This window comes from Dyella japonica (genome assembly GCF_040545895.1).
Taxonomy (GTDB): Bacteria; Pseudomonadota; Gammaproteobacteria; order Xanthomonadales; family Rhodanobacteraceae; genus Dyella; species Dyella japonica_D.
Genome location: NZ_JBEPMU010000003.1, coordinates 161,058 through 179,634, shown reverse-complemented (window position 1 = coordinate 179,634; position 18,577 = coordinate 161,058). Strand labels below are relative to the sequence as shown.

Genomic DNA, 18,577 nt, shown 5'->3' with positions numbered 1-18,577 from the left:
TCAGATCGCTCGAACGAGACTGGAGAAATCAGGCTCGCGGCGTTTCGGCTTTGGCGGTGCGCGCGAGATCAACGCCATGGCGCGCTCGACCAGGGGGCGGCCGACGGCATTCGGGCGAAACGGTATGCCCATCATCGTGAGCGCTTTGCATTGGGCCGACCAGCGCTTTTTGGCTGTCAGCTGCGAAACCTCGTCGGGTGTAAGCCAGGTATCGGTCATGCCACACCAATCCATTCGGCAAAACTCAAGCCGGTATCGGCGCGAAGAAACGCCTGGTAGCGCTTCTGTGAGCGCGTGAGCTTCGGAGTTGGAGGCGGGGCAGGGCTGTTCACCGCGACATAGTCGATACCCGTGGCAGTGACAAAAAACACATCGTCGCCACCCGAAAGCGCATTGCCGAGGCGCCGCGTCATCAGCCCCTTGGCGACGAGTTCCATACAGGCACGGTGGTCCTGCGAACCTTCGCCGGTGACAAAGTGATTGCGGTATTGGCTGCCTCTGCCAAACTGATCGACACCCAACGAGTGCTGCAGGATCTGGAGAAGATCAGCCATCGGCGCCTCCGAGGAGCTTGCGAAAGAGGCCTCGCCCTCGTCCTGCCCCGGCCGCCAACGCCAGTGGCTCGGGCCCATGCTTGAGCTCAAACTGAAAGATGGGGCTGCCGCTGAGCGCCTTTTGCACAAGGCCCGGAAGCGCTGCATAGAGTTCGCGAGGCATCTCCGCATAGTCCACGCAATGAAGCGGCTTCAGAATCGCCATCGCTTCCGGATCAGGCACGATATCGAACATAGAGGCGATGTCACGTACCACGGACACGCTGAAATGTCCCTGCCTCAGCATTTTGTTGAGGGCGGCCATGGCGGCCATCTGGCGGACGTTATCCAAGAGCGGCCTCCGCGTGTGGCGTCGTCATGGAAAGCATCGTGTCGATCGCCGCATCCCAAAGCACCTTCTCTTCATTGGCCTTCGGTGCAGATGCCGAACGCATGCTGATCGCGCCGAACGAAAACGAGATATCTGCGTTCTCGATCAACCAACGGTAGCGACGCGCTTCGTCGCTGTCAGGTGATGCAGACGGCAACACCGCCTGCGGCGCAGGGGCAGCTACCAGGGCGACCGCTTTAGGCATGGCCTCCGACACGCGCTCCATGAAGGCAGCAGCCTGATCGAAATGGGCAAGCGTTGCTGCGTCTGCACGAGCCCAAAGCGTATTTGCCTTTGTGCCCTGTGAGACGACCAGTCCGCGCTTACGCAAGGCGGTCAGTCCGGTGAGCACTTCCGTCATGCTGAGCTTGGTCCGGAAGTCCAGGGTGCCGCGTTCCACCCATTCGCCCTCGCGGAGCGCCTGGAACACAAGAAGGGTCTTGGTGCCAAGGCGCCCGACAGCAACGTCGGGTTTGCCGGCTGCAGTGCCCTCGGGCGCCGGAGTGCTATCGCTGGGGCATTCCGCGGCGGCATGGTTCTCAGACGGTTGCTGAGCCGCATCAGCCTCGGGCTGAGGTGCAGACGCGACGCGGGCCACAGGCGACCCTGGCAGCATGTACCGCAGGATGCCGTCCAGGCCGTTCCGGCTAAGCAGCTGCCTCTTGTGCACCATGCCGCGCAACGTGTTGCGCAGACCCTGCATCGCTCCCGTGTCGTTGGTGTCGGTACCGGTGGCGATGGCGAGCTCGTTGATGGCGACAGGCTCGCCGGCGGCGCGCAGCGACTGGATGATCGTTGATTCAAGCGCCACGGCCATTCTCCTTTGAGATCCGCAAGGGCGCCGGCAGCCAGAAACGATGCTCAAGCAACTCGGCCGCACGCTTCGCCACTTCGGCCTTCTTGAGCGGTAGCAGTTCCTTGGCGCGCTCGGCGCCTTGCACTTCGGTGACGGCCTCGATCGCGATAGCCTTGGGCACGGCACCCAGGAAGTTTTCGACCGTCGCCTGCCAATGTTGCGCCATGTCGAAGCCGAGGCGATCGACAAGGATCTCCACCATGTCGCGCTTGCTACGCTGGGACTGCATGGCGCCAGAGCCAAATGTCCCGTTGAACGCGCATGCCGTGCAGATGGCCAGGAGGTTCTGCAGTTCGTCCGCCGGCAAATCGAACACCCACCGGAGGGCGTCGCCGGCATCCTCGGGGATCTGGCCGCGCCACTCCTCGGTGAGCTGGAAGAGATCCTCGATCGGCGCGTAGTCCGCCGCAACGCCCAGGCGCTGGAAGTCCGCACCGCGGTACGGCGTGGCGTTCATGCTGCCCAGGTGCAGGTACCAGTGCACGCCGAAGGTGCTCTGCAGCAGCTCCCAGGCCAGCAGCGCGAGCGCGACATCGGCGCGCGTGGCCAGCTCCAGCTGCAACGCCGCGGTACGGTAGCCGGTGAGGCGTTCAACCATGGCGTTTGACAGCTCGGCCGACTCCGGCGCCTCCCTTGCTGCTCCCCCCTTGGCCTTTTCCTTTTCCTTGGCCGCGCGCTTGGCATCGGCTTCCTTGATCAGGCCGCGGTGGATCCGCAGGCCGTTGTGGGCCAGCTCGATGATCGCGCCCGATGCAGCCATGGCCTTGGCCGAAAAGTTGACCATGCCATCCTTGATCAGCGCGATCCGGCTGTCGATGTTGTTGACCTGCACGTCCAGCTGGTCGAACTCGTCCTGCGTTGCCGCCTGCAGGTCTTCATCCTCGATCGCCTGCAGGACGTTGATACGCTCCTGGAGCGGAGCACGTTCGGCCTGCAGGGCGGCGATCGCGGCCGTCTCTTGGGCCGTGGCTTCGCGCTTGGTGCTCTTCTTGCGCTGATAGCTGTAGACCGACACATAGTCACGCTTCACCTCGACCCAGGCCCAGCCCTCGGCTTTTATCCGCGCCTTCATGTCGTCGAGTTTCACCGTCACCAGCTTTTCGACCAGGCCGCGATCGAGGTAGATCGCTTTGGTGAACATGTCGCGGCGGATGAAGCCGCCGGCGGCCTCGTATGCCTCGATACCGACGAATTGCGCTTCGTCGCTGTCGTTGAAGTCGATCTCGCTCTTGACCAGGCGGCGCCGCACGTTCTCCGCCTGGTACTCCTTGTTGGTGTGCTCGACCTCCTTCCACACGCGTTCCTGCTGCTTGCGGTCGTCGGTGATGCTGAAGGTCTGCAGCGTTTCGAGCGTCATCCGGCTTGCGCGATATGCCTCGATCAGTGCTGGCGATACCTTGGCCAGCTTGAGGCGTTGCTTGACCGCCGACTCAGGGCAGCCGAAGGCGGCCGCGATCGCGGAAACACCATGACCGCGTTCCGCCATCGCGTGGAATGCATCGAACTGATCCGCTGGGTGCATAGCCTCGCGCACCACGTTCTCGGCCAGACTCGCATCGTGCGCGTCGTCACCGAGCACTGACATGCAGGGGATGCCGTCCTGGAGCGCATCGGGGAGCTTGCCGTCCTCTTTCTCGATGCGCTGCAGCGCACGCAATCGGCGGCCGCCGGCGACGACTTCGTATTTGCCGCCCTTGGCGGCTACCGTCAGATTCTGCAGCAGCCCGTGCGCGCGGATTGAGGCGGCGAGATCATCGATGCTCTGGCCACCCATCTTGCGCACGTTGAGCGGCGACGGAACCAGCTTAGAAAGCGGAATGGAAGTGATCAAAGGGATTCCCCCGTATGGTGAGTGGCGGCGGCCGACGGCTCGCCGCGAAGTGCCTTGCGCGATGCGCGATGCATGGCGCGCTCCGCCATCCTTATCGCCCGTTCCATCTCGGCGCCGGCGCGAAGCAATGCCATGGCAACGCCAGGCGGCGTGTACATGAGGGCCAACTCGTCCTGGGCTTTCGTGAGCTGGCCTTGCGCGGGCTGGATTGCGCTGATGATGCGTGCGGCGTTCTGAGCTCGCCGCCGCTGACGTGCTTTTGCGTCCATCGTCTTACCCCTGGTTTCGCTGCTTACGGCGCAGGTCCGCCATGCGCTGGCTGCAGGCGATGCACACGCGCCTGCCGTTGCGGAGCACGGCGTCGCCGGTGACGAAGTGCTGGCCCGAACCGCAAAACCACCGGCCCGTGAGGGACTCGGCGGCTCGCGTCAGCTGCTTCGCATCCTTTTTTTGCTGGCTCATGCGCTGCCTCACGAGCCCACTTCGGTGTGGTCTTCCCAGGTGAACTCGCTCACCGGTAGGTGCTTGCCGCAACCGCAGCACCAGGTCGCGCCATAGAAGCTCGGGTCACGCGCATAGGTCTCGGCCAGCGGCAAGCTCATCGTCGTGGCCACGCCGCATCCAGCCAAGCCGTTGCGTGACATCAGCGGGTACGGGACGGGCGAGCCGTCGAGCATGAACTGATGCACGTAGGTTCGGCGCACCTGGCGCACAAAGCCCTTGGCGCGTTCCTCCTCGCTCAGCACCAGGTACGCGGCGTTCTGCTTGCCGATCTCTGGATCGCCAAAGCGACGAATGCGCGGATCGTTAGGGTCGGTGGTGTGCGTCATGCCGGCAGGCCTCCTTCTTTGCGTGCCAGGCGCTCGGCTGTTTGCTCGTCGACCAGGCGCAAATGGATTCCGTCGTTGAGCTCCTGCACCGTCAGAAACAAGCCTTCGGGCGTGGACCTGATGTCCTGCATGCTGATGACGACGTGACCGCCTTGCTTGGCCACCAGAAGGGCGGCGAACTTCATCCATTGCTCTCGCAAGGCTGCGGTCACCGCATGGTTGGGGTTCAACTCGCGGGCACTCATACGTGGGCCGGCAGCGCACGCTGCGCGCATTCGCCCGCAAGCGCGGCATAGCCGGCGGCGTCGGTGTAGTCATCGGCGTGCACGCGGCCAGCGGTGCTGCGCGCGATCTTGAGCACGAGCATGAAGTTCCAGCCCTGCAGCTCGGTGAGCGACGTCCCGTGCACGGCGTTGAATGCGGCTACCGCGCGGGCCATGCTGCGTTCGCCGTGCTCCTGGTCGCGCAGCTCAGCGCGATCGTCGATGGCGCCTGCTGCTTCCAGCAGGATTTCCGACGCTCCCTTCGGCATTGCCAGGTCGCGCTGGTGGATGGCGTCGATCACATCCGAATAGCGCAACACTTCCGCGTGCTGGGGCAACATGCCCGGGTGGAAGTTGGTGAGGTAGAGCGTGTTGGTGGAGTGCATGCCGTCGGCCGGGTTCCAGTCATCCACCACGTTCGGCATATTCAGGTAGCCGGCGATGACCTGAGCCATCTGGGTTTTGCCGCAGCCCTGCGGGCCGTGGACGATGACGCTCTTGTGATTCATGGTTTTCCCCTGGTGGTGGGTTACTGGATGCGGCCGGTGAAACGGCAGTAGGCGATGAGCGCGGCGATCACCCAGGCCGCGCAGATGGACGGCCACGAGACGATCCAGGCGCCCGGCTGCTTGTCGAACAGCTCGGGCACCTGCGTGGCGCTCTGGATTCGGGCGATGGCGGCTTTGACGGCTGCCGCGACATCGCCTTTGGACCCGGTGCGATCGGTGACGATCACAGGTCCACCTCGGCGGCCTGGGCTCGGAGGCTCTTCCACAACCGGTCAGCGGCTTGGAGCGCAGCCTGCACGGTGGCGTGGAGGTGATGGGTGCGCGCAGCGCGCTCGCCGTTGGACTGGATGATCTCGCCGCGATACGCGTCGCCTTCACGCGCTGCGTTGAAAGTCACAGGCGGAGCAATGGGAAGGGTGGCAGCAGGCATGATCAGGCCTCCGAGGCGATGGCAAGGGACGTGCTGGGCCATGCGGCGTTGGAGCGCGCTTCGTCGGCGCGCTTCGCGAAATAGCCGCTCTGAACGTCGTTGTGGCTGATGGTGGCCAGCGTGGTTTCGTCGGAACGGCCCGAATTGCGGGCCGCTTCGGCGTAGAGGCGATGGGCGAGCGCCTGGGCGTCGTGAGCCGCGGCGAGCTTTTCCCAGTAGTGCGTTGCCGTGCTCATGCGGCCACCGCTGCCGGGCGTTTGGTGCGGCGCTGCGTCTGCTCCCAGGCGCTTTCCGCGAGTTCGAGCGTGGGCAGCTCAGCCGTATGCGTGCAGCCGCAGGCGATGCGGTGCCGGCCGGGGCAGGGCTCAAAACGGACGGGCTCGCCGCTGCGGCGCCCACGGACCTGGTAATGCTTCGGCTCGGCCTTGCATTTCCGGCATTTCCGGAATCGGCCGATAGCATGATGGACTGCGCTCTCGATCATAGGTTTGTCCTCAGAGCCTGTGCGCCAAACCGGGCGCCACGTATGCTGTTTGGCGGCACGGAGCAGGGTGCCGACGCCCAAACTATGCTGAAGAGCATTATTTAATGCAAGTCAGCATAATGCCGAAAAGCATAAGTCGGCGCTAAACAGCCTGATCGTTTATCTAGCGTTCAGATATTTGGCAGGGAAAAAGGGGACGCTCCGGATGCTGCAAGTCACCACAACAAGGGATAAGGCGATGACGAAAGCGGGAGTGTTGAAGCGGGGATTGGCCGTCGCGGTGGTCATGGCGTTGGCGACCGGCATTGCGGGGGCAGCAGGCGCAGCTCCGGCTGTGGGTCTAGGCTCGGCGTGGCCGAATGCTCAGGACGTCAGCCGTAGTTCGAATTGGCACGTCTACGTGTTCGTGCGTGACGGCGTGAAGTACGTCCAGGTGAACGATGCCGCCGGTAACGTCCGCGGCGGTGTGGCATCCACGGTGGACGGCGCCACGACCATTGCGCTGCCGCTAGGTACGGGCGAAGTGACGGTCGCACCGGTCGCTCCGACAAACGGTGCGGTCATTTACGACGATGGCGCGACGTCTGTCAGCCAGTCTGCACAAGGCCTGACGGCAACTCCGTCGACGACGTTCAGGACGGCAGACTGCACGAGTGTTGCCGACTGCTCGAAGCTGAATAACTAACTGACGGAATTGCTGGGGCCGCTTCGGAGCTGAAACTGCGAGGCGGCCTCAGTTTTTTGGGGAGCAGTCAGTGGATCGGACCGGAAACCCTCGAACAATAGGACGGTGACACGGCGGCCGTTCTTAGCGCAATCGACGCCACCGTCAAAACTTTCGGCCACCAGGCTAATGTCCTCCAGGCTCAGGCCGGTACTAAGCACCGACACGGCAGGGCGCCAGGCATCTTCATTCGCCGCTAGCGCCGTAATGCGCAGTGCGGCGTACATAGGGCCCTGAGCCACTCGCCCAATGCGCAACGCTAGGCGAATCGTCTCTGGTGTGCCGCCCTTCAGCAGAAGGCAAGCCGCTTCGTATGAAAGCCGGTATAGCGACATCTGCATTTCTTGCGAGAGCAGGCTAGGGCGACCATCGAGGCGCCGATCAAACTCGATGTTGCAGTTCATCAGAAGGTGGGCAAGAGGGCCGCTGGCGATAGCTGCGCGAAGGCCTTTTTCCTCCAGCAATCGCGGGTGAAACATGTCGCCTAGGTTGCGCAGATCGCGGCGGAGCGTTTTCATCGTTGACCACCAGCTCTGGGTGATCGCCTCTCGATCACTGGCATTCCTGATGCGCTGATCTGCTTCATCGACGGCTCGATGTAGCCGGTCAACCAGGCCAGCGCTGTGTCGGAATTGAGCCTCCGCCCTTGACGAGTGGCGGCGAAGCTTGGACGCAAGTGATTCGATTTGAAGCTGCTGCGCAGCGGACTGCTGCTTGTGCTGCGTGATCAAGGAGCCCACCAGAAGGATGCCGGCCATCGCGGCCGTAGCCACGTTCTGAACTGCAAGGAGGTCGCTCTTGGCGTCGCCACGCTCAGACAATTGAAGCGCAACGCAGCAGACTGCCATCATCGCCGCCGTTCCACGCCATCCGCGAAACATTGTGATCAGCAGCAGCGGTGCAAAAAGAGCGCACCGACCAATCGTGAGGAAGCTGATAGGGATGGCATTGAGCAGGAGGGAGCCGACGATGATGTATGACGCGGCGCCGATATAAATGGTGGCATCGCCTTCTCTGACTTGCTTGTATCCGGAAGCCAGGAAGTCACGTAGCACGGTAAACAATGGCGGCATGATCAGGTTTGCCGTACATGCCCCAGTGACGAACTCGGTGAACATCTTGGGCAACGCAGGGCTGTCAAATTGCACGTGGACGCCTGCGCCCGCAATGCTCGCGCAGAACGTGCTTATGCCTGCGGAGAGCACTCCAGCGAAGAGGGCAATGCCGACGTACGTCGCCGTATCAAGCGGGACATCAAAGCGCACGTCACCGTGTGTGTTCTTCATGAGGGCGGCCGGACATAGGCCGCCGAACACCGGCAACATCGTTGCGGCGGCCACCCACGCCCACGAGAAGCCGTGACCAAAATGGGCATTAAGCGTCCAATAACTGGCAGCACCGAATTCGCCGAGCACAAGCCATGGCCATAGGCGCGGCGGTGCCATCATGAACGCTGCCAGACGCAGGCCTATGGGAAGGTTCAGCGTCAGCGGCGTGTGCTGCTTCAACGTGAAGAACAACAATCCATAGACAACAGCTATCCCTAAACCTTTCACGTTAATGCTCAATCCCCTCATGAGACATTCCGCTTTGTGTCCCTGCACCGCTCGAAGCGCTAGAAACGTCGAGGGCTCAGCGTAGCAAAGACCTTGCCAATGATCTCAAGGCCGTCGAGTTCCGCGCCTTCGACAGGTATGGAATTAAACGACCTCGTCCCCGTGAATCGAAGGCTATCCTTGCCAACGATCAGACCACGCTTGATGTGCGGCATGCCGAAATACGTAAAGGCATAGATGCCCTCCGCGAGCACTTTTTTGACGGACGTGTCGATAAACACGAGGTCGCCTTTCTCAATTTCGCCCTGCATTGAATCATCGTGCTGGTATGCGATTCTGACCATCGATGGGGCCGCATCAGTGGCGGAGGCTAACCAGGCGGCGGATACATCCTGGTAGCCGACGTCGGCCAGCGGATTCAATTTCGCTGCGCCAGCGCTTGGAATTTCCGCTGCCGCATAGATCCGAACGGCGTGCTCCGCGCGCGCAATTTCGGGCTTCGCTTCCAGGCTATCGACCGACAGGTCGACATACTTGAGCTCACGCACCGACAGGTGGAACCGGTCGGCGAGTGGTTGAATCGTCCGATCCCGCGGCTCTCTGTTTTTGCCAGCAATGATCCTATTGATCTGGCTCTGGTCCATGCCGGTTTCGTTGGCCAGGGCGTTTTCTGTCATCGACTCGCGGTCGATTAGGAATTTGAGGTTGGACTGGAGATAGTTCATACCCGGATGGTCAGGCAGATGAGCCTGCTTCCGGTATGCAGAAGAGCATTGACTGGGTATGCTAACTAGCATAATAATCCCCGTCACTATGAACCCTCAAGAAGCCGTCCTCGCCCTTATTGCTGCCCGCTGGTCGGAATCCCGCATTGGCCGGGTGACCGGTATCAGCCAGTCGACGATCAACCGTCTGAAGAACGGAACGCGCTCGGTTAAGTACGAGCAGGGCGTCGCCCTGGTCAGCCTGGCGCGAACCGTCAGCGATGGTCTTGATGGCGCAGCCGCCCCGGAAAACAACCAGGAGGTCGCTGCTTAGGTGGGTCTGTGATGTCCGACTGCCATGTCTCATGGCGCCCATTCTCCCACCGGTCAGTGCGAACCAATGCGAACATTTGAAGCGGCGACGACGGTCACCTTTCAGCCCGGGCTCTCGAAGCTCCATGGCAAGCTCCGCAACTGCGTTGCGGCAGGGGTCTACAACCGGGGCCTGTCGAATGTCGCCGCCCAGGTCGGCGAGACGCCGGCATCGCTGAGCGAAAAGCTCAACGGCGGTACGGGGCGCAAGCGCGATGTCGGTTGCGACCTACTCGAGGAATACATCGCCAAGAGCGGTGACCTGACACCCATCTACTACCTCATCGACCGCTTCTTACAGGACCCGTCGGTGAGCCAGCAACAGATTCTCGCCGCGCTCTTTCACCTCTGTGAGGACCTTCCAGGGTTGCTGAAGGCAGCGGGCATGACCAAGCCAAGGGGCAAATGATGGACGCGATCGATGTGGCGCAACAGCGCCAACAGGAGGACATCGAGCACGCACTTCAGGCACGCCAGCAGAGCGGTAAGGGTTTGCCGTTCTGCTCGATGCTCGATTGTGGCGAGCCGATCAGCGAACTGCGCCAGCACATGGGCGCACGCCTATGCATCGATTGCGCGAAGGCGAACGAACAGGAGGCGCGTCGGTGGTCACCGCGCGCGGCTCGCTAACGTGCCCGCTGTCAGCACAGGAGCGCGCGACGTTGCGCGCAGCGCAGGAACGCGTGGCCCGTATCTTCGAACAGGGGATTACGGACGAGGAGCGCGCCCAGATCTTGGCCGAGCTGCAGCGGCCGCCGCAGGCGCGCCAGGCGTCGTTGAGGTTGTCACCACCAGCATGACGCCCACCACTGAGTTGCCACTTGGTGTGGGTGGGCGTCGCCGCATTGGTGGTGTGGGTTCATGCCTGGCCGCGCTGTCTGGCCATATCGCCGAGCGCGCATGGCAGGGCAAGGGCGTACGCGTGTTCGTGTTGCCGTGTCGATCGATCGTCGTTGTGCCCATTGAAAGCCGCGCGGACGGCCTCATGCTTCGCGATCACATGTCGGACCTGGTGGCGACATGGTGCCGTGATGCCGATGGCCGTGGGCCGACGCAAGCCACAGTCAAAGCGGAACTGCGTGCGGCGCTTCGCACAGGACGCGCTGTATGACGCTCAGTCGCGAACCCCTCGCCCCGGCCACCGTGTTGAGGAACGAGTCGCGCGCGAAGCGCAGCGGCTCGGCCACGCGGCATCGCGGGGCAAACAGCGTCACCGGTTCTCGGGTCCTCCCTAGAGGGTCCGCATGCGGGTTGCACGGCCGCAAAAACCCTGTAGTTAGCGCGCTGGAAAGTTACTGAAATGGCCGCGACCAACTACAGCGATGTGCTTGACCAGCTGCGCGCCGCTGGCCTTCTTGTCGAAAGCCTCGAAATCGGGCGCATGGTGCGCTGCCGCGTCGACGGCGACCGCGAAAAGCGCGGTTGGTACATGCTGCACGAGCTCGTCGCGGACAGCGGTGACCTACTGATCGTTGGCAGCTTCGGCGTGTGGCGTGGCAACGACAATGGCGCGCAAAAAGTCGAGCTACGCAAGAGCGATTTCAACGCGGAGCAGCGCGAGGCCATCCGCAAGCGCCTGGCGGAAGATCGCAAGCGCGCTGACCAAGTGCGCGCAGCAGCTGCAAGCCGCGCCGCGGCGCGAGCGACGGCGGTTTGGGCCAAGTGTTCGGAGGAAGGCCACTCGGATTACCTCGCACGCAAGGCAGTGCCGGCGTTGGGCGTGCGTTTCACGCCGTCGGGCGCGGTGGTGGTGCCGATGTTGGATACCGCCGGCAAGATCCATGGCCTGCAGTTCATCCATGCACGCAAGCGAAACGGCCGCGACAAGGATTATTGGCCGCAGGGCCTGTCGAAAAAGGGTCATTTCCACCTGATCGGCGTGCCGACGTGGATCGTCCTGGTGGCGGAAGGCTACGCCACGGCCGCCACGCTTCACGCAGCCACGGGCTTGCCGGTGGCGGTCGCGTTCGATGCCGGCAATCTCGGTCGTGTGTCTTCGGAATTGCGCCGCCGATACAAGACGGCGAAGGTGTTGGTGTGCGCCGATGACGATATTTTCGGCGAATGCCCACACTGCAAGGCACGACTGAACCTCTCACCCATGCGCGACGGTCCTGTCTGCCCGAATGCGGAGTGCGCACAGGATCACGGCCGCACTAACGCCGGCGTTGTCGCTGCGAGCGCCGCTGCACTTGAGGCCAGCGGCGGCTGGGTTGTTCCTCTCTTCAACGACTTCGCCGCGCGGCACCAGGCGTTCATTGAGCGCGGCATCAAGCTCACCGACTTCAACGATCTGCAGGCGGTCGAAGGCCTGCACGTCGTGCGCACGCAGGTCGAGGCCCGTCTCACGGAATTGGGGTGGAACAACGCACCGCGTCGCGCGCGGGCACGCAAAAACGGGGGGGAGGGGAACGACGCTCTCCGCCCTATCGAGTCGATCGACGAGCTCCTGGAGCGTTTTGCTCTGGTGTATGGGCAGGGCGGTACGGTGTTCGATCGGCAAGAGCACTGCCTGGTCGCGCTGGGCGACATGCGCGACGCGTGCATGTCGCGCGAACTGCATCGCGCATGGGCCGAGCACCCCGACCGCGACATCGTGCGCGTACGCGAGGTCGGCTTTGATCCGGCAGGCCTTGATCCTGCTGTGAAGTGCAATTTGTGGGGCGGCTGGCCAACGAAACCGAAGGCTGGAAGCTGCGACAAGCTGCTGGAGCTGCTGCGCTACATGTGCAGCGAGGAACAGGACAAGGAAATCCTCTTCAACTGGGCGCTCAACTGGATCGCATACCCGATCCAGCACCCGGGCACGAAGATGAAAACCACGATGGTGCTGCACGGACCCCAGGGCACCGGAAAGAACCTTTTCTTTGAAGCGCTGATGTCGATCTATGGCCAGTACGGGCGGGTGATCGATCAGACCGCCATCGAGGACAAGTTCAATGACTGGGCGAGCCGCAAACTGTTCCTGATCGCGGACGAAGTGGTAGCGCGAAGCGACCTGTACCACGTCAAGAACAAGCTCAAGGCCTTCATCACGGGCGAGTGGATCCGCATCAACCCGAAGAACATGCAGGCCTATGACGAGAAGAACCACGTCAACGTGGTGTTTCTCAGTAACGAAGCGGTACCGGTTGTGCTCGAGGAGGACGATCGGCGCCATGCAGTCATCTGGACGCCGCAAAAGCTTGGTCCGGCGTTCTATGCCGAGGTCATGGCCGAGATGCGCAACGGTGGCATCGAGGCACTGCACGATTTCCTACTCCATCGCGACCTCGGCGATTTCCAGCCTGGCACGTTGCCGCCATACACCGACGCAAAGGATGAGCTGATCCAGCTGAGCCTGGACAGCACCGTGCGCTTCCATCGCGCGCTGACGGCGGGCGACATCGAAGGGGTGACGCCGCGCCCGGCGTTGAGCACGGATGTGTACGAGCTCTATCGCGCCTGGTGCAACCGGAACGGGTTCAAGCCGGCGCCGTCGCCGCGGCTGATCAACGCGCTGGAACGCAAGTGCAAGGTGGTCAGCGCACGCAAGCGGTACGTCGACACGGGCGGGATCAAAGGCCCGCACGGCGTGCTGATGCTCGGCAAAGAGGAGTGCGGCCCCGCCGATTCCGAAACGGCGTGGCTGGGCGATCACATCACCCGCTTCCGGCGTTCGATTGGCGTCTTCAAGGGCGAGGCCTATGACGGCTGAGTGCGCTCGCATGAATTTCTGGCGGCGATCAGCCGCTCGACGCGCTCCTTTGGCCTGTGTTGTGCGGTATGTGCGGCATGGTGTGCGGCATGGTGTGCGGCTTGCAACCGTTGCTGCGCCTCGCTGTGCGGCATGTGCGGCATCTCCCCTACATGCGGGCGTGCGGGCAGGCGCGTGCGCTGCGCGTGTGTGCGTACATGTGCGCACCTATCCGCACATGCCGCACATGCCGCACACCCGCGCCGTTGCGCCATTTCGTGCCGCACACGTTGCCGCACACCATGCCGCACATCACGCACGCGCGCGCTCTTTTCTTTTCTCGTCGTCGCTCGAAAGAGGGGTAGTAGTGGGAGCAACTCATTGATGGACGGCAATATCGCGACGTTTTCGGAGTTCGCTCGGATGCTTGGCGTCAAGCCTTCGGCCGTCACGGCCCTGAAGAAAGCTGACCGCCTGGTGCTGACTGCTGACGGCAAGCACCTGCTAGTCGCTGAGAGCCAGCAACGCATGCGCGACACCTCTGATCCGAGCAAAGCGGGCGTCGTGGAGCGCCACGCGGCTACACGCACCGCAAGGCAGGGGGAGGGTGAGGATGCAGCGCAGGACGACGATGGTGAGCCCGTAGACGACGCGGGGGATGCTGCGACGGGTGAGGTTGGCCGCTACCAAAGCAGCCGCGCGCGCCGTGAGCACTACCTCGCCCTGTCAGCGCAGCGCGACTACGAGCTGGAGATCGGCAAGTTGATGGTGGCGGCCGATGTCGTGGCGGCGGTTAGCAGCACGCTCACGGTCCTGCGCACCACGCTTGAGCGCCTTCCGGACGTGCTCGGCCCGCAGCTGGCCGCTGAGAACGACGAAGGTCGCGTGCGTGCCGTTCTGGTCGATGCCATCGAGCATGCGCTGGAAGACACGGCCCGTCAGTTCGCCACGCTGGCCAAGCGGGAGGACGCATGACGGCACACGCAGGTGCGCTGATCTACGCGGCGGCTGGCCGCGCCATGGCGCCGCGGAAGCCAATGACGGTGTCGCAGTGGGCCGATGCGGAACGCATCCTGAGCGCGAAAGGTAGCGCGGAGCCAGGCAAGTGGCGCACCAGTCGCAATCCTTTGCTGCAGGAGCCGATGGATTGCTTGAGCGCTCGCAGCAGCGTCCGCGACGTGGTGTTGAAGTTTCCCATCCAGATCGGCAAGACCGAAGTTGCCGTCAACTTTCTCGGCTACACCATGGATCAGGACCCCTCGCCGATGATGGTCTGCCTTCCTGGTGAAGTGAGCATGGAGAAGTGGGTCGCCCAGAAGCTCAACCCCATGCTGGAAGAGACGCCGGTCGTGAAGCGGTCACTCACCAGTGTAGCCAGCAGGGATAGCAGCAACCGGCGCACGTTCAAGGACTTCTCCGGCGGCCAGCTGTACATCGAACACGCGGGCAGCCCGTCGCGTTTGAAATCCACCACGGTCAAAAAGCTGGTGGTGGACGAAGTCGACGAATTTGCCGGCAACCTCACCAGCGGCGATGACCCAGTGGAGATGCTCAACGGCCGCACGTCGGCCTTTCCCTCGACGTACAAGGCGCTCTTCATCAGCACGCCGGGCGTGAAGGGGATCAGCCGCATCGACTTCATGTACGAGGAATCGGATCAGCGGCGTTTTCACCTGCCGTGCCCGGATTGCGGCCATATGCAGCCGCTCGAGTGGAGCGGGTTGCAGTGGACACCGGATGGCTCGGATTGCTGGTACGTGTGCTGCGAGTGCGGCGTGGTGATCCGCGAGCATCAGAAAACGGCGATGTTCAGGGCGGGCCGCTGGATCCCCCAGTTTCCCGGGCGCGCCGTGCGTGGTTACACGGCGAACTGCCTGTATTACCAAATCGGCTTGGGCCCGCGATGGATCGACTTGGTGCGCAAGTGGCGCGCTGCGCAGAACGACCCTGCCAAGCTCAAGACTTTCGTCAATGACCGCCTGGCCGAGGCCTGGGAAGACCCCGCCATGCGCGCGGTCAAGCACAACGTCATCGCGGATCGTGCCGAGCCCTACAGCCTTCGCACAGCTCCGCGCGGCGTGCTCGCCATGACCGTTGGCGTCGATACGCAGGATAACCGTCTGGCGGTGCACTTCATTGGCTGGGGGCGCGGCCTCACCTGGTGGACGATCGACTACGTGGAGCTGCCCGGCGATCCCGCTGAAGACGCGGTGTGGGATGCGCTCACCGAACTACTCAACAAGGGCATCGAGCACGAGCTGGGCGGCACGCTGGTCGCGGAGGCGTCCGCGGTGGATGCAGGTGGCCACCGCACCGAGGCGGTCAAGGCCTTCGTTCGCGCGCGTCGCGTCCGTCGACCACTGTGCATCTTCGGTGCCGTGCCCAACAACGCGCCGGTGCTGAGCAAGGGCAAGCTGGAAGACGTCACCTGGCGCGGCAAGGTCGACAAGCGGGGCGTGATGATTCACCACGTCGGTACCGTCGGCATCAAACACTGGCTCTATTCGCGGCTGAGCGTTGATGCGGACAAGAACAAGGACGGGAGTGATAAGACCTCGGCCGATCGCCTTTGCCACATGAGCGACGAGCTGCCGCCGGACTATTTCGGTGGCCTCGTGGCGGAGACCTACAACCCGAGCAAGAACCGTTTCGAAAAGCGGAAGGGTGCGCCGCGCAATGAGCCACTGGACACCTGGGTTTACGCCTACGCCGCTGCGCATCATCCGGAGCTGCGACTGCATCGCCTGAGCAAGGCGGACTGGGATGCCCGGGAGGCGCGTCTGACCGTGAAGGTTGCCGTGCCTGGTGGCTCTAGTGCTCCGCCGGCAGCAGCGTCGGCGCCACCTCCCCGCGAACAACCAGCACAACAGCCAAACACACGCCGCCGCGGCGGCTTTGCAACGACCTGGTGACCCATGGCCCATCTCGATCTCGTAGCCGACATCCTCGACCGCATCGCCAGCGCACATGGCAAGCTTCCTCCCAAGGTGCTCATGGCCGTGGAGGCCGATGTGCGAGCGGACTGGGGAGGCGAGCGGCACTACATCGCCAAAGTGGGCGAAAGCGGGAAAGCCAAGCTCGCAGAACGCGACAAGCAAATCCGTGCCGAGCACCGGCGGGGAGATCATGACGAGCTGATCGCGCGGCGCCATGACATCAGCATCAAGCGCGTCCGCCAGATCCTCGCAGTGCCCTTTGCGGTTTAAGGAAACGCTTTGCCTTAGCCGTTTCCCGATCGTGGGTGAACGTGGGCGCATGAGCGCCCCTACGTCTTGCCGAATCCCCGACCAGGTCGCCGCCGGCGACACCTTGCAATGGACCCGTGCCGGTGGCGCGTATCCGCCCAGCGACGGCTGGACGCTTCAATACACGCTGGTCGGAACCGCTGCCGTTTACAACGTCACCGCAGTTGCCGACGGTGATGACTACGCCGTCAAGGTGCCTGCGGCCGACACTAAAGAGTGGGAGCCCGGCACCTATCGGGTGCAGGAATACGTCACGGACGGGACGGATCGCTTCACCCTGGGTAGTTCGCTACTGACCGTTACCCCCGATCTAGCCGGCGCGACAGCTGGCATAGATACCCGAACCCATGCGCGCAAGGTGCTTGACAGCATCAACGGGTGGCTTGAAAGCAGGGCGCCTGTCGCCGGCAATTTCGAGATCAATGGCCGAAAGATCAGCTACTACCCGCTGCCCGATCTGATCAAGCTCCAGACGCGTTACCAGATGCTGGTAACGCGCGAAGAGGCTGCAGCTCGCGGCCAAGTCGTTGGCACGCGCATCCGGATGGTGCTCTGATGGCGGCGCGCAGCGGGTCCACTCGCCGGCCCATGAGCCAAGCGCGCATGGCCGCGCTCGACCAGGCGATGAAGCCTCAGCCGCCGCGCAGCCGCGCACGCGCCTTCGACGGCGCCCTGATCAGCCGTCTCACAGCGTCGATGACCAGCTACAACATCGCTATCGACGCGGAGCTGCGTGGCGATCTCGATCGTTTGCGCGCACGTTCGCGCGACATGTTCAAGAACAATGAGTATGCGGCGAAGTTCGGCCGGTCGGTGCCGCGCGAGGTCGTTGGCCCTGAAGGCTTTCAGCTGCAGGTCCGCGCGAAAGATCCCGACGGTACCTTCGACGCGATCGCGAACAAGACCCTGCAGGATGCCTTCTGGCGTTGGACGATGCCGGCTAATTGCGATGCGCGCGGCAAGCGTAGTTTCATCGACATTTGTCGCGCACTGCTGCGGGCGTTGCCACGGGACGGGGAATACCTGGTGCGGCGCCGACGCGGCAACGGAGCTGGCGAGTTCAGCTATCAGTTGCAAGTCTTGGATGTCGACCGCCTCGATACTTTGCTGAACGTGATGCCGGCAGAAGGTCGCAATGCGATCATCATGGGCGTGGAGGTGGACGAATGGGGCAAGCCCGTTGCCTACCACCTCTGGGATCGCCATCCGACAGAGTCACCCAGCGCGAGCCGCTACCGCGAACGCGTGCCGGCGAACGATATCTTCCACGGCTTCATCACCATTGAAGATGAGCAGACGCGTGGCGTGCCCTGGATGCATGCCGCCTTGCGTCGCCTGAATGACCTCAATGGCTATCGAGAGGCCGCAGTCATTGCTGCGCGTATCGGCGCATCAAAAATGGGCTTCTTCACCAGCCCGGACGGTCAGCCGCCCGTCGCCACGGAAGGGCAAGACGACAAGGGGAACTTCGTCAGCGAGGCCTCGCCGGGCACATTCGATGTGCTGCCCGAGGGCTATGGCTTCGAGGCGTTCAACCCAGACTATCCCCACGCTCAGTTCGACGCGTTCTGTAAGGCGACGCTGCGCGGCGTCGCGAGCGCCATTGGGATGAGCTACCACAGCCTGGCCAACGACCTGGAAGGGATCAACTTCACATCCATTCGGTCGGGCACGATCGAGGAGCGCGACGAGTGGATGGTCGTGCAGAACTGGTTCATTACGCAGTTTCTGATCCCGGTCTATGAGGATTGGCTCGAAATGGCGCTGCTGAGCAACGCCGTCAAGCTTCCCAACGGAACCGCGCTGCCGCTGGCCAAAAAGGCCAAGTTCATGGAGCACAACTGGCAGGCGCGCCGCTGGCAGTGGGTGGACCCGCTCAAGGACATGGCCGCCAACGTGCTGGCGATCGAGAACGGCCTGGCCAGCCCGCAACAGGTGTGCGCACAGACCGGTCGCGACATCGAGGAAGTCATCGATGACCTCAAGCACTTTCAGCAGATGCTCACCGATAAGGGTGTGACGCTGACGGGCACAACGGCGCCGACCGGAACGATTGCCAGTGCTGTTGCCGAGTCCGGCAACGACCAGGGCGCCGCGAAGCCGACGAACGAGGCGAAGAAATGATTTGCCTTAGTCATTTCCACGCCGACGTTCAACCTTTGATCCATACGGA

At 63.0% G+C, this 18,577-nt stretch carries 26 protein-coding genes; 10 read left to right on the top strand and 16 right to left on the bottom strand.

The annotated features are described in order from the left end of the window. The 14 genes from ABIC75_RS11095 to ABIC75_RS11030 are packed head-to-tail and all read right to left on the bottom strand — an operon-like array spanning position 1 to position 6,127. Entirely contained in the window at positions 1-219 is a 219-nt protein-coding gene (locus ABIC75_RS11095; protein WP_354013917.1) for a DUF4224 domain-containing protein, read from the bottom strand. Then, a complete protein-coding gene (locus ABIC75_RS11090; protein WP_354013916.1) occupies positions 216-554 on the bottom strand; it encodes a hypothetical protein in 339 nt (112 codons plus the stop codon). Before ABIC75_RS11090 ends, ABIC75_RS11095 begins: the two co-directional genes overlap by 4 nt. Beyond that, on the bottom strand, positions 547-885 hold the full coding sequence (locus ABIC75_RS11085; protein ID WP_354013915.1) for a hypothetical protein: 339 nt from the start codon (positions 883-885) through the stop codon (positions 547-549). Before ABIC75_RS11085 ends, ABIC75_RS11090 begins: the two co-directional genes overlap by 8 nt. Next, positions 878-1,735: a hypothetical protein gene (locus tag ABIC75_RS11080; RefSeq protein ID WP_354013914.1), complete on the bottom strand. Its 858-nt coding sequence runs from the start codon at positions 1,733-1,735 to the stop codon at positions 878-880. Before ABIC75_RS11080 ends, ABIC75_RS11085 begins: the two co-directional genes overlap by 8 nt. After that, the gene (locus ABIC75_RS11075; protein WP_354013913.1) at positions 1,725-3,611 is read right to left on the bottom strand and encodes a ParB/RepB/Spo0J family partition protein; all 1,887 of its coding nucleotides are present in this window, start codon (positions 3,609-3,611) and stop codon (positions 1,725-1,727) included. The genes ABIC75_RS11080 and ABIC75_RS11075 overlap by 11 nt, the downstream gene beginning before the upstream one ends. Then, complete coding sequence (locus ABIC75_RS11070; protein WP_354013912.1) at positions 3,608-3,880, bottom strand: hypothetical protein; 273 nt, start codon at positions 3,878-3,880, stop codon at positions 3,608-3,610. Before ABIC75_RS11070 ends, ABIC75_RS11075 begins: the two co-directional genes overlap by 4 nt. 4 nt (positions 3,881-3,884) lie before the next feature. Next, entirely contained in the window at positions 3,885-4,073 is a 189-nt protein-coding gene (locus ABIC75_RS11065; RefSeq protein ID WP_354013911.1) for a hypothetical protein, read from the bottom strand. Between the two features lie 8 nt (positions 4,074-4,081). Then, positions 4,082-4,441, bottom strand: coding sequence for a hypothetical protein (locus ABIC75_RS11060; RefSeq protein ID WP_354013910.1), 360 nt, complete (start codon positions 4,439-4,441; stop codon positions 4,082-4,084). Beyond that, complete coding sequence (locus tag ABIC75_RS11055) at positions 4,438-4,626, bottom strand: hypothetical protein (protein WP_354013909.1); 189 nt, start codon at positions 4,624-4,626, stop codon at positions 4,438-4,440. Before ABIC75_RS11055 ends, ABIC75_RS11060 begins: the two co-directional genes overlap by 4 nt. Before the next feature lie 56 nt (positions 4,627-4,682). Further along, a complete protein-coding gene (locus ABIC75_RS11050; protein WP_354013908.1) occupies positions 4,683-5,213 on the bottom strand; it encodes a DUF6378 domain-containing protein in 531 nt (176 codons plus the stop codon). 20 nt (positions 5,214-5,233) lie between these two features. Next, positions 5,234-5,440, bottom strand: a complete 207-nt coding sequence (locus tag ABIC75_RS11045; RefSeq protein WP_354013907.1) for a hypothetical protein — start codon at positions 5,438-5,440, stop codon at positions 5,234-5,236. Next, positions 5,437-5,643: a hypothetical protein gene (locus tag ABIC75_RS11040; RefSeq protein ID WP_354013906.1), complete on the bottom strand. Its 207-nt coding sequence runs from the start codon at positions 5,641-5,643 to the stop codon at positions 5,437-5,439. The genes ABIC75_RS11045 and ABIC75_RS11040 overlap by 4 nt, the downstream gene beginning before the upstream one ends. Positions 5,644-5,645: 2 nt before the next feature. After that, positions 5,646-5,879, bottom strand: a complete 234-nt coding sequence (locus ABIC75_RS11035) for a hypothetical protein (RefSeq protein ID WP_354013905.1) — start codon at positions 5,877-5,879, stop codon at positions 5,646-5,648. Beyond that, on the bottom strand, positions 5,876-6,127 hold the full coding sequence (locus ABIC75_RS11030) for a hypothetical protein (protein WP_354013904.1): 252 nt from the start codon (positions 6,125-6,127) through the stop codon (positions 5,876-5,878). Before ABIC75_RS11030 ends, ABIC75_RS11035 begins: the two co-directional genes overlap by 4 nt. A gap of 205 nt (positions 6,128-6,332) precedes the next feature. Between ABIC75_RS11030 and ABIC75_RS11025 the strand changes: the two genes are divergently transcribed. Continuing rightward, entirely contained in the window at positions 6,333-6,812 is a 480-nt protein-coding gene (locus tag ABIC75_RS11025; RefSeq protein ID WP_354013903.1) for a hypothetical protein, read from the top strand. Here the strand turns inward: ABIC75_RS11025 and ABIC75_RS11020 are convergent. Beyond that, positions 6,809-8,428 (bottom strand): hypothetical protein, encoded by a 1,620-nt coding sequence (locus ABIC75_RS11020; protein ID WP_354013902.1) that lies wholly within the window; start codon positions 8,426-8,428, stop codon positions 6,809-6,811. The two genes, ABIC75_RS11025 and ABIC75_RS11020, sit on opposite strands and share 4 nt — an antisense overlap. Positions 8,429-8,466: 38 nt before the next feature. Then, positions 8,467-9,132 carry a LexA family transcriptional regulator gene (locus tag ABIC75_RS11015; RefSeq protein ID WP_354013901.1) on the bottom strand — a complete coding sequence of 222 codons (666 nt, stop codon included), beginning with the start codon at positions 9,130-9,132 and terminating at the stop codon, positions 8,467-8,469. An 88-nt stretch (positions 9,133-9,220) separates the two neighbouring features. Here ABIC75_RS11015 and ABIC75_RS11010 point away from each other — a divergent pair, with 88 nt between their 5' ends. The 9 genes from ABIC75_RS11010 to ABIC75_RS10970 all read left to right on the top strand — a co-directional run bounded on the left by ABIC75_RS11010 (position 9,221) and on the right by ABIC75_RS10970 (position 18,528). Further along, complete coding sequence (locus tag ABIC75_RS11010) at positions 9,221-9,445, top strand: hypothetical protein (RefSeq protein WP_354013900.1); 225 nt, start codon at positions 9,221-9,223, stop codon at positions 9,443-9,445. Between the two features lie 66 nt (positions 9,446-9,511). Next, positions 9,512-9,892, top strand: a complete 381-nt coding sequence (locus ABIC75_RS11005) for a hypothetical protein (RefSeq protein ID WP_309444567.1) — start codon at positions 9,512-9,514, stop codon at positions 9,890-9,892. Continuing rightward, the gene (locus ABIC75_RS11000) at positions 9,892-10,113 is read left to right on the top strand and encodes a hypothetical protein (RefSeq protein WP_354013899.1); all 222 of its coding nucleotides are present in this window, start codon (positions 9,892-9,894) and stop codon (positions 10,111-10,113) included. Before ABIC75_RS11005 ends, ABIC75_RS11000 begins: the two co-directional genes overlap by 1 nt. 1,090 nt (positions 10,114-11,203) lie before the next feature. Next, positions 11,204-13,180, top strand: coding sequence for a DUF5906 domain-containing protein (locus ABIC75_RS10995; protein WP_354013898.1), 1,977 nt, complete (start codon positions 11,204-11,206; stop codon positions 13,178-13,180). 363 nt (positions 13,181-13,543) lie between these two features. Beyond that, positions 13,544-14,134, top strand: a complete 591-nt coding sequence (locus ABIC75_RS10990) for a hypothetical protein (RefSeq protein ID WP_354013897.1) — start codon at positions 13,544-13,546, stop codon at positions 14,132-14,134. Beyond that, positions 14,131-16,071: a phage terminase large subunit family protein gene (locus ABIC75_RS10985; RefSeq protein ID WP_354013896.1), complete on the top strand. Its 1,941-nt coding sequence runs from the start codon at positions 14,131-14,133 to the stop codon at positions 16,069-16,071. The genes ABIC75_RS10990 and ABIC75_RS10985 overlap by 4 nt, the downstream gene beginning before the upstream one ends. 3 nt (positions 16,072-16,074) lie before the next feature. Next, positions 16,075-16,365: a Mor transcription activator family protein gene (locus ABIC75_RS10980; RefSeq protein WP_309444555.1), complete on the top strand. Its 291-nt coding sequence runs from the start codon at positions 16,075-16,077 to the stop codon at positions 16,363-16,365. A gap of 49 nt (positions 16,366-16,414) precedes the next feature. Beyond that, positions 16,415-16,960, top strand: a complete 546-nt coding sequence (locus ABIC75_RS10975) for a hypothetical protein (protein ID WP_354013895.1) — start codon at positions 16,415-16,417, stop codon at positions 16,958-16,960. A 47-nt stretch (positions 16,961-17,007) separates the two neighbouring features. After that, positions 17,008-18,528, top strand: a complete 1,521-nt coding sequence (locus tag ABIC75_RS10970) for a phage portal protein (protein ID WP_354013894.1) — start codon at positions 17,008-17,010, stop codon at positions 18,526-18,528. Positions 18,529-18,577: the final 49 nt, after the last annotated feature.

Coding starts and splice junctions, on each gene's coding strand:
- ABIC75_RS11055 (WP_354013909.1), bottom strand. CDS start 4,626: ATGAAGTTCGCCGCCCTTCTGGTGGCCAAGCAAGGCGGTCACGTCGTC.
- ABIC75_RS11025 (WP_354013903.1), top strand. CDS start 6,333: ATGCTGCAAGTCACCACAACAAGGGATAAGGCGATGACGAAAGCGGGA.
- ABIC75_RS11070 (WP_354013912.1), bottom strand. CDS start 3,880: ATGGACGCAAAAGCACGTCAGCGGCGGCGAGCTCAGAACGCCGCACGC.
- ABIC75_RS11040 (WP_354013906.1), bottom strand. CDS start 5,643: ATGCCTGCTGCCACCCTTCCCATTGCTCCGCCTGTGACTTTCAACGCA.
- ABIC75_RS11065 (WP_354013911.1), bottom strand. CDS start 4,073: ATGAGCCAGCAAAAAAAGGATGCGAAGCAGCTGACGCGAGCCGCCGAG.
- ABIC75_RS11095 (WP_354013917.1), bottom strand. CDS start 219: ATGACCGATACCTGGCTTACACCCGACGAGGTTTCGCAGCTGACAGCC.
- ABIC75_RS11030 (WP_354013904.1), bottom strand. CDS start 6,127: ATGATCGAGAGCGCAGTCCATCATGCTATCGGCCGATTCCGGAAATGC.
- ABIC75_RS11090 (WP_354013916.1), bottom strand. CDS start 554: ATGGCTGATCTTCTCCAGATCCTGCAGCACTCGTTGGGTGTCGATCAG.
- ABIC75_RS11035 (WP_354013905.1), bottom strand. CDS start 5,879: ATGAGCACGGCAACGCACTACTGGGAAAAGCTCGCCGCGGCTCACGAC.
- ABIC75_RS11020 (WP_354013902.1), bottom strand. CDS start 8,428: ATGAGGGGATTGAGCATTAACGTGAAAGGTTTAGGGATAGCTGTTGTC.
- ABIC75_RS10985 (WP_354013896.1), top strand. CDS start 14,131: ATGACGGCACACGCAGGTGCGCTGATCTACGCGGCGGCTGGCCGCGCC.
- ABIC75_RS11005 (WP_309444567.1), top strand. CDS start 9,512: ATGCGAACATTTGAAGCGGCGACGACGGTCACCTTTCAGCCCGGGCTC.
- ABIC75_RS11060 (WP_354013910.1), bottom strand. CDS start 4,441: ATGACGCACACCACCGACCCTAACGATCCGCGCATTCGTCGCTTTGGC.
- ABIC75_RS10975 (WP_354013895.1), top strand. CDS start 16,415: ATGAGCGCCCCTACGTCTTGCCGAATCCCCGACCAGGTCGCCGCCGGC.
- ABIC75_RS11000 (WP_354013899.1), top strand. CDS start 9,892: ATGGACGCGATCGATGTGGCGCAACAGCGCCAACAGGAGGACATCGAG.
- ABIC75_RS11015 (WP_354013901.1), bottom strand. CDS start 9,132: ATGAACTATCTCCAGTCCAACCTCAAATTCCTAATCGACCGCGAGTCG.
- ABIC75_RS10980 (WP_309444555.1), top strand. CDS start 16,075: ATGGCCCATCTCGATCTCGTAGCCGACATCCTCGACCGCATCGCCAGC.
- ABIC75_RS10970 (WP_354013894.1), top strand. CDS start 17,008: ATGGCCGCGCTCGACCAGGCGATGAAGCCTCAGCCGCCGCGCAGCCGC.
- ABIC75_RS10990 (WP_354013897.1), top strand. CDS start 13,544: ATGGACGGCAATATCGCGACGTTTTCGGAGTTCGCTCGGATGCTTGGC.
- ABIC75_RS11010 (WP_354013900.1), top strand. CDS start 9,221: ATGAACCCTCAAGAAGCCGTCCTCGCCCTTATTGCTGCCCGCTGGTCG.
- ABIC75_RS11050 (WP_354013908.1), bottom strand. CDS start 5,213: ATGAATCACAAGAGCGTCATCGTCCACGGCCCGCAGGGCTGCGGCAAA.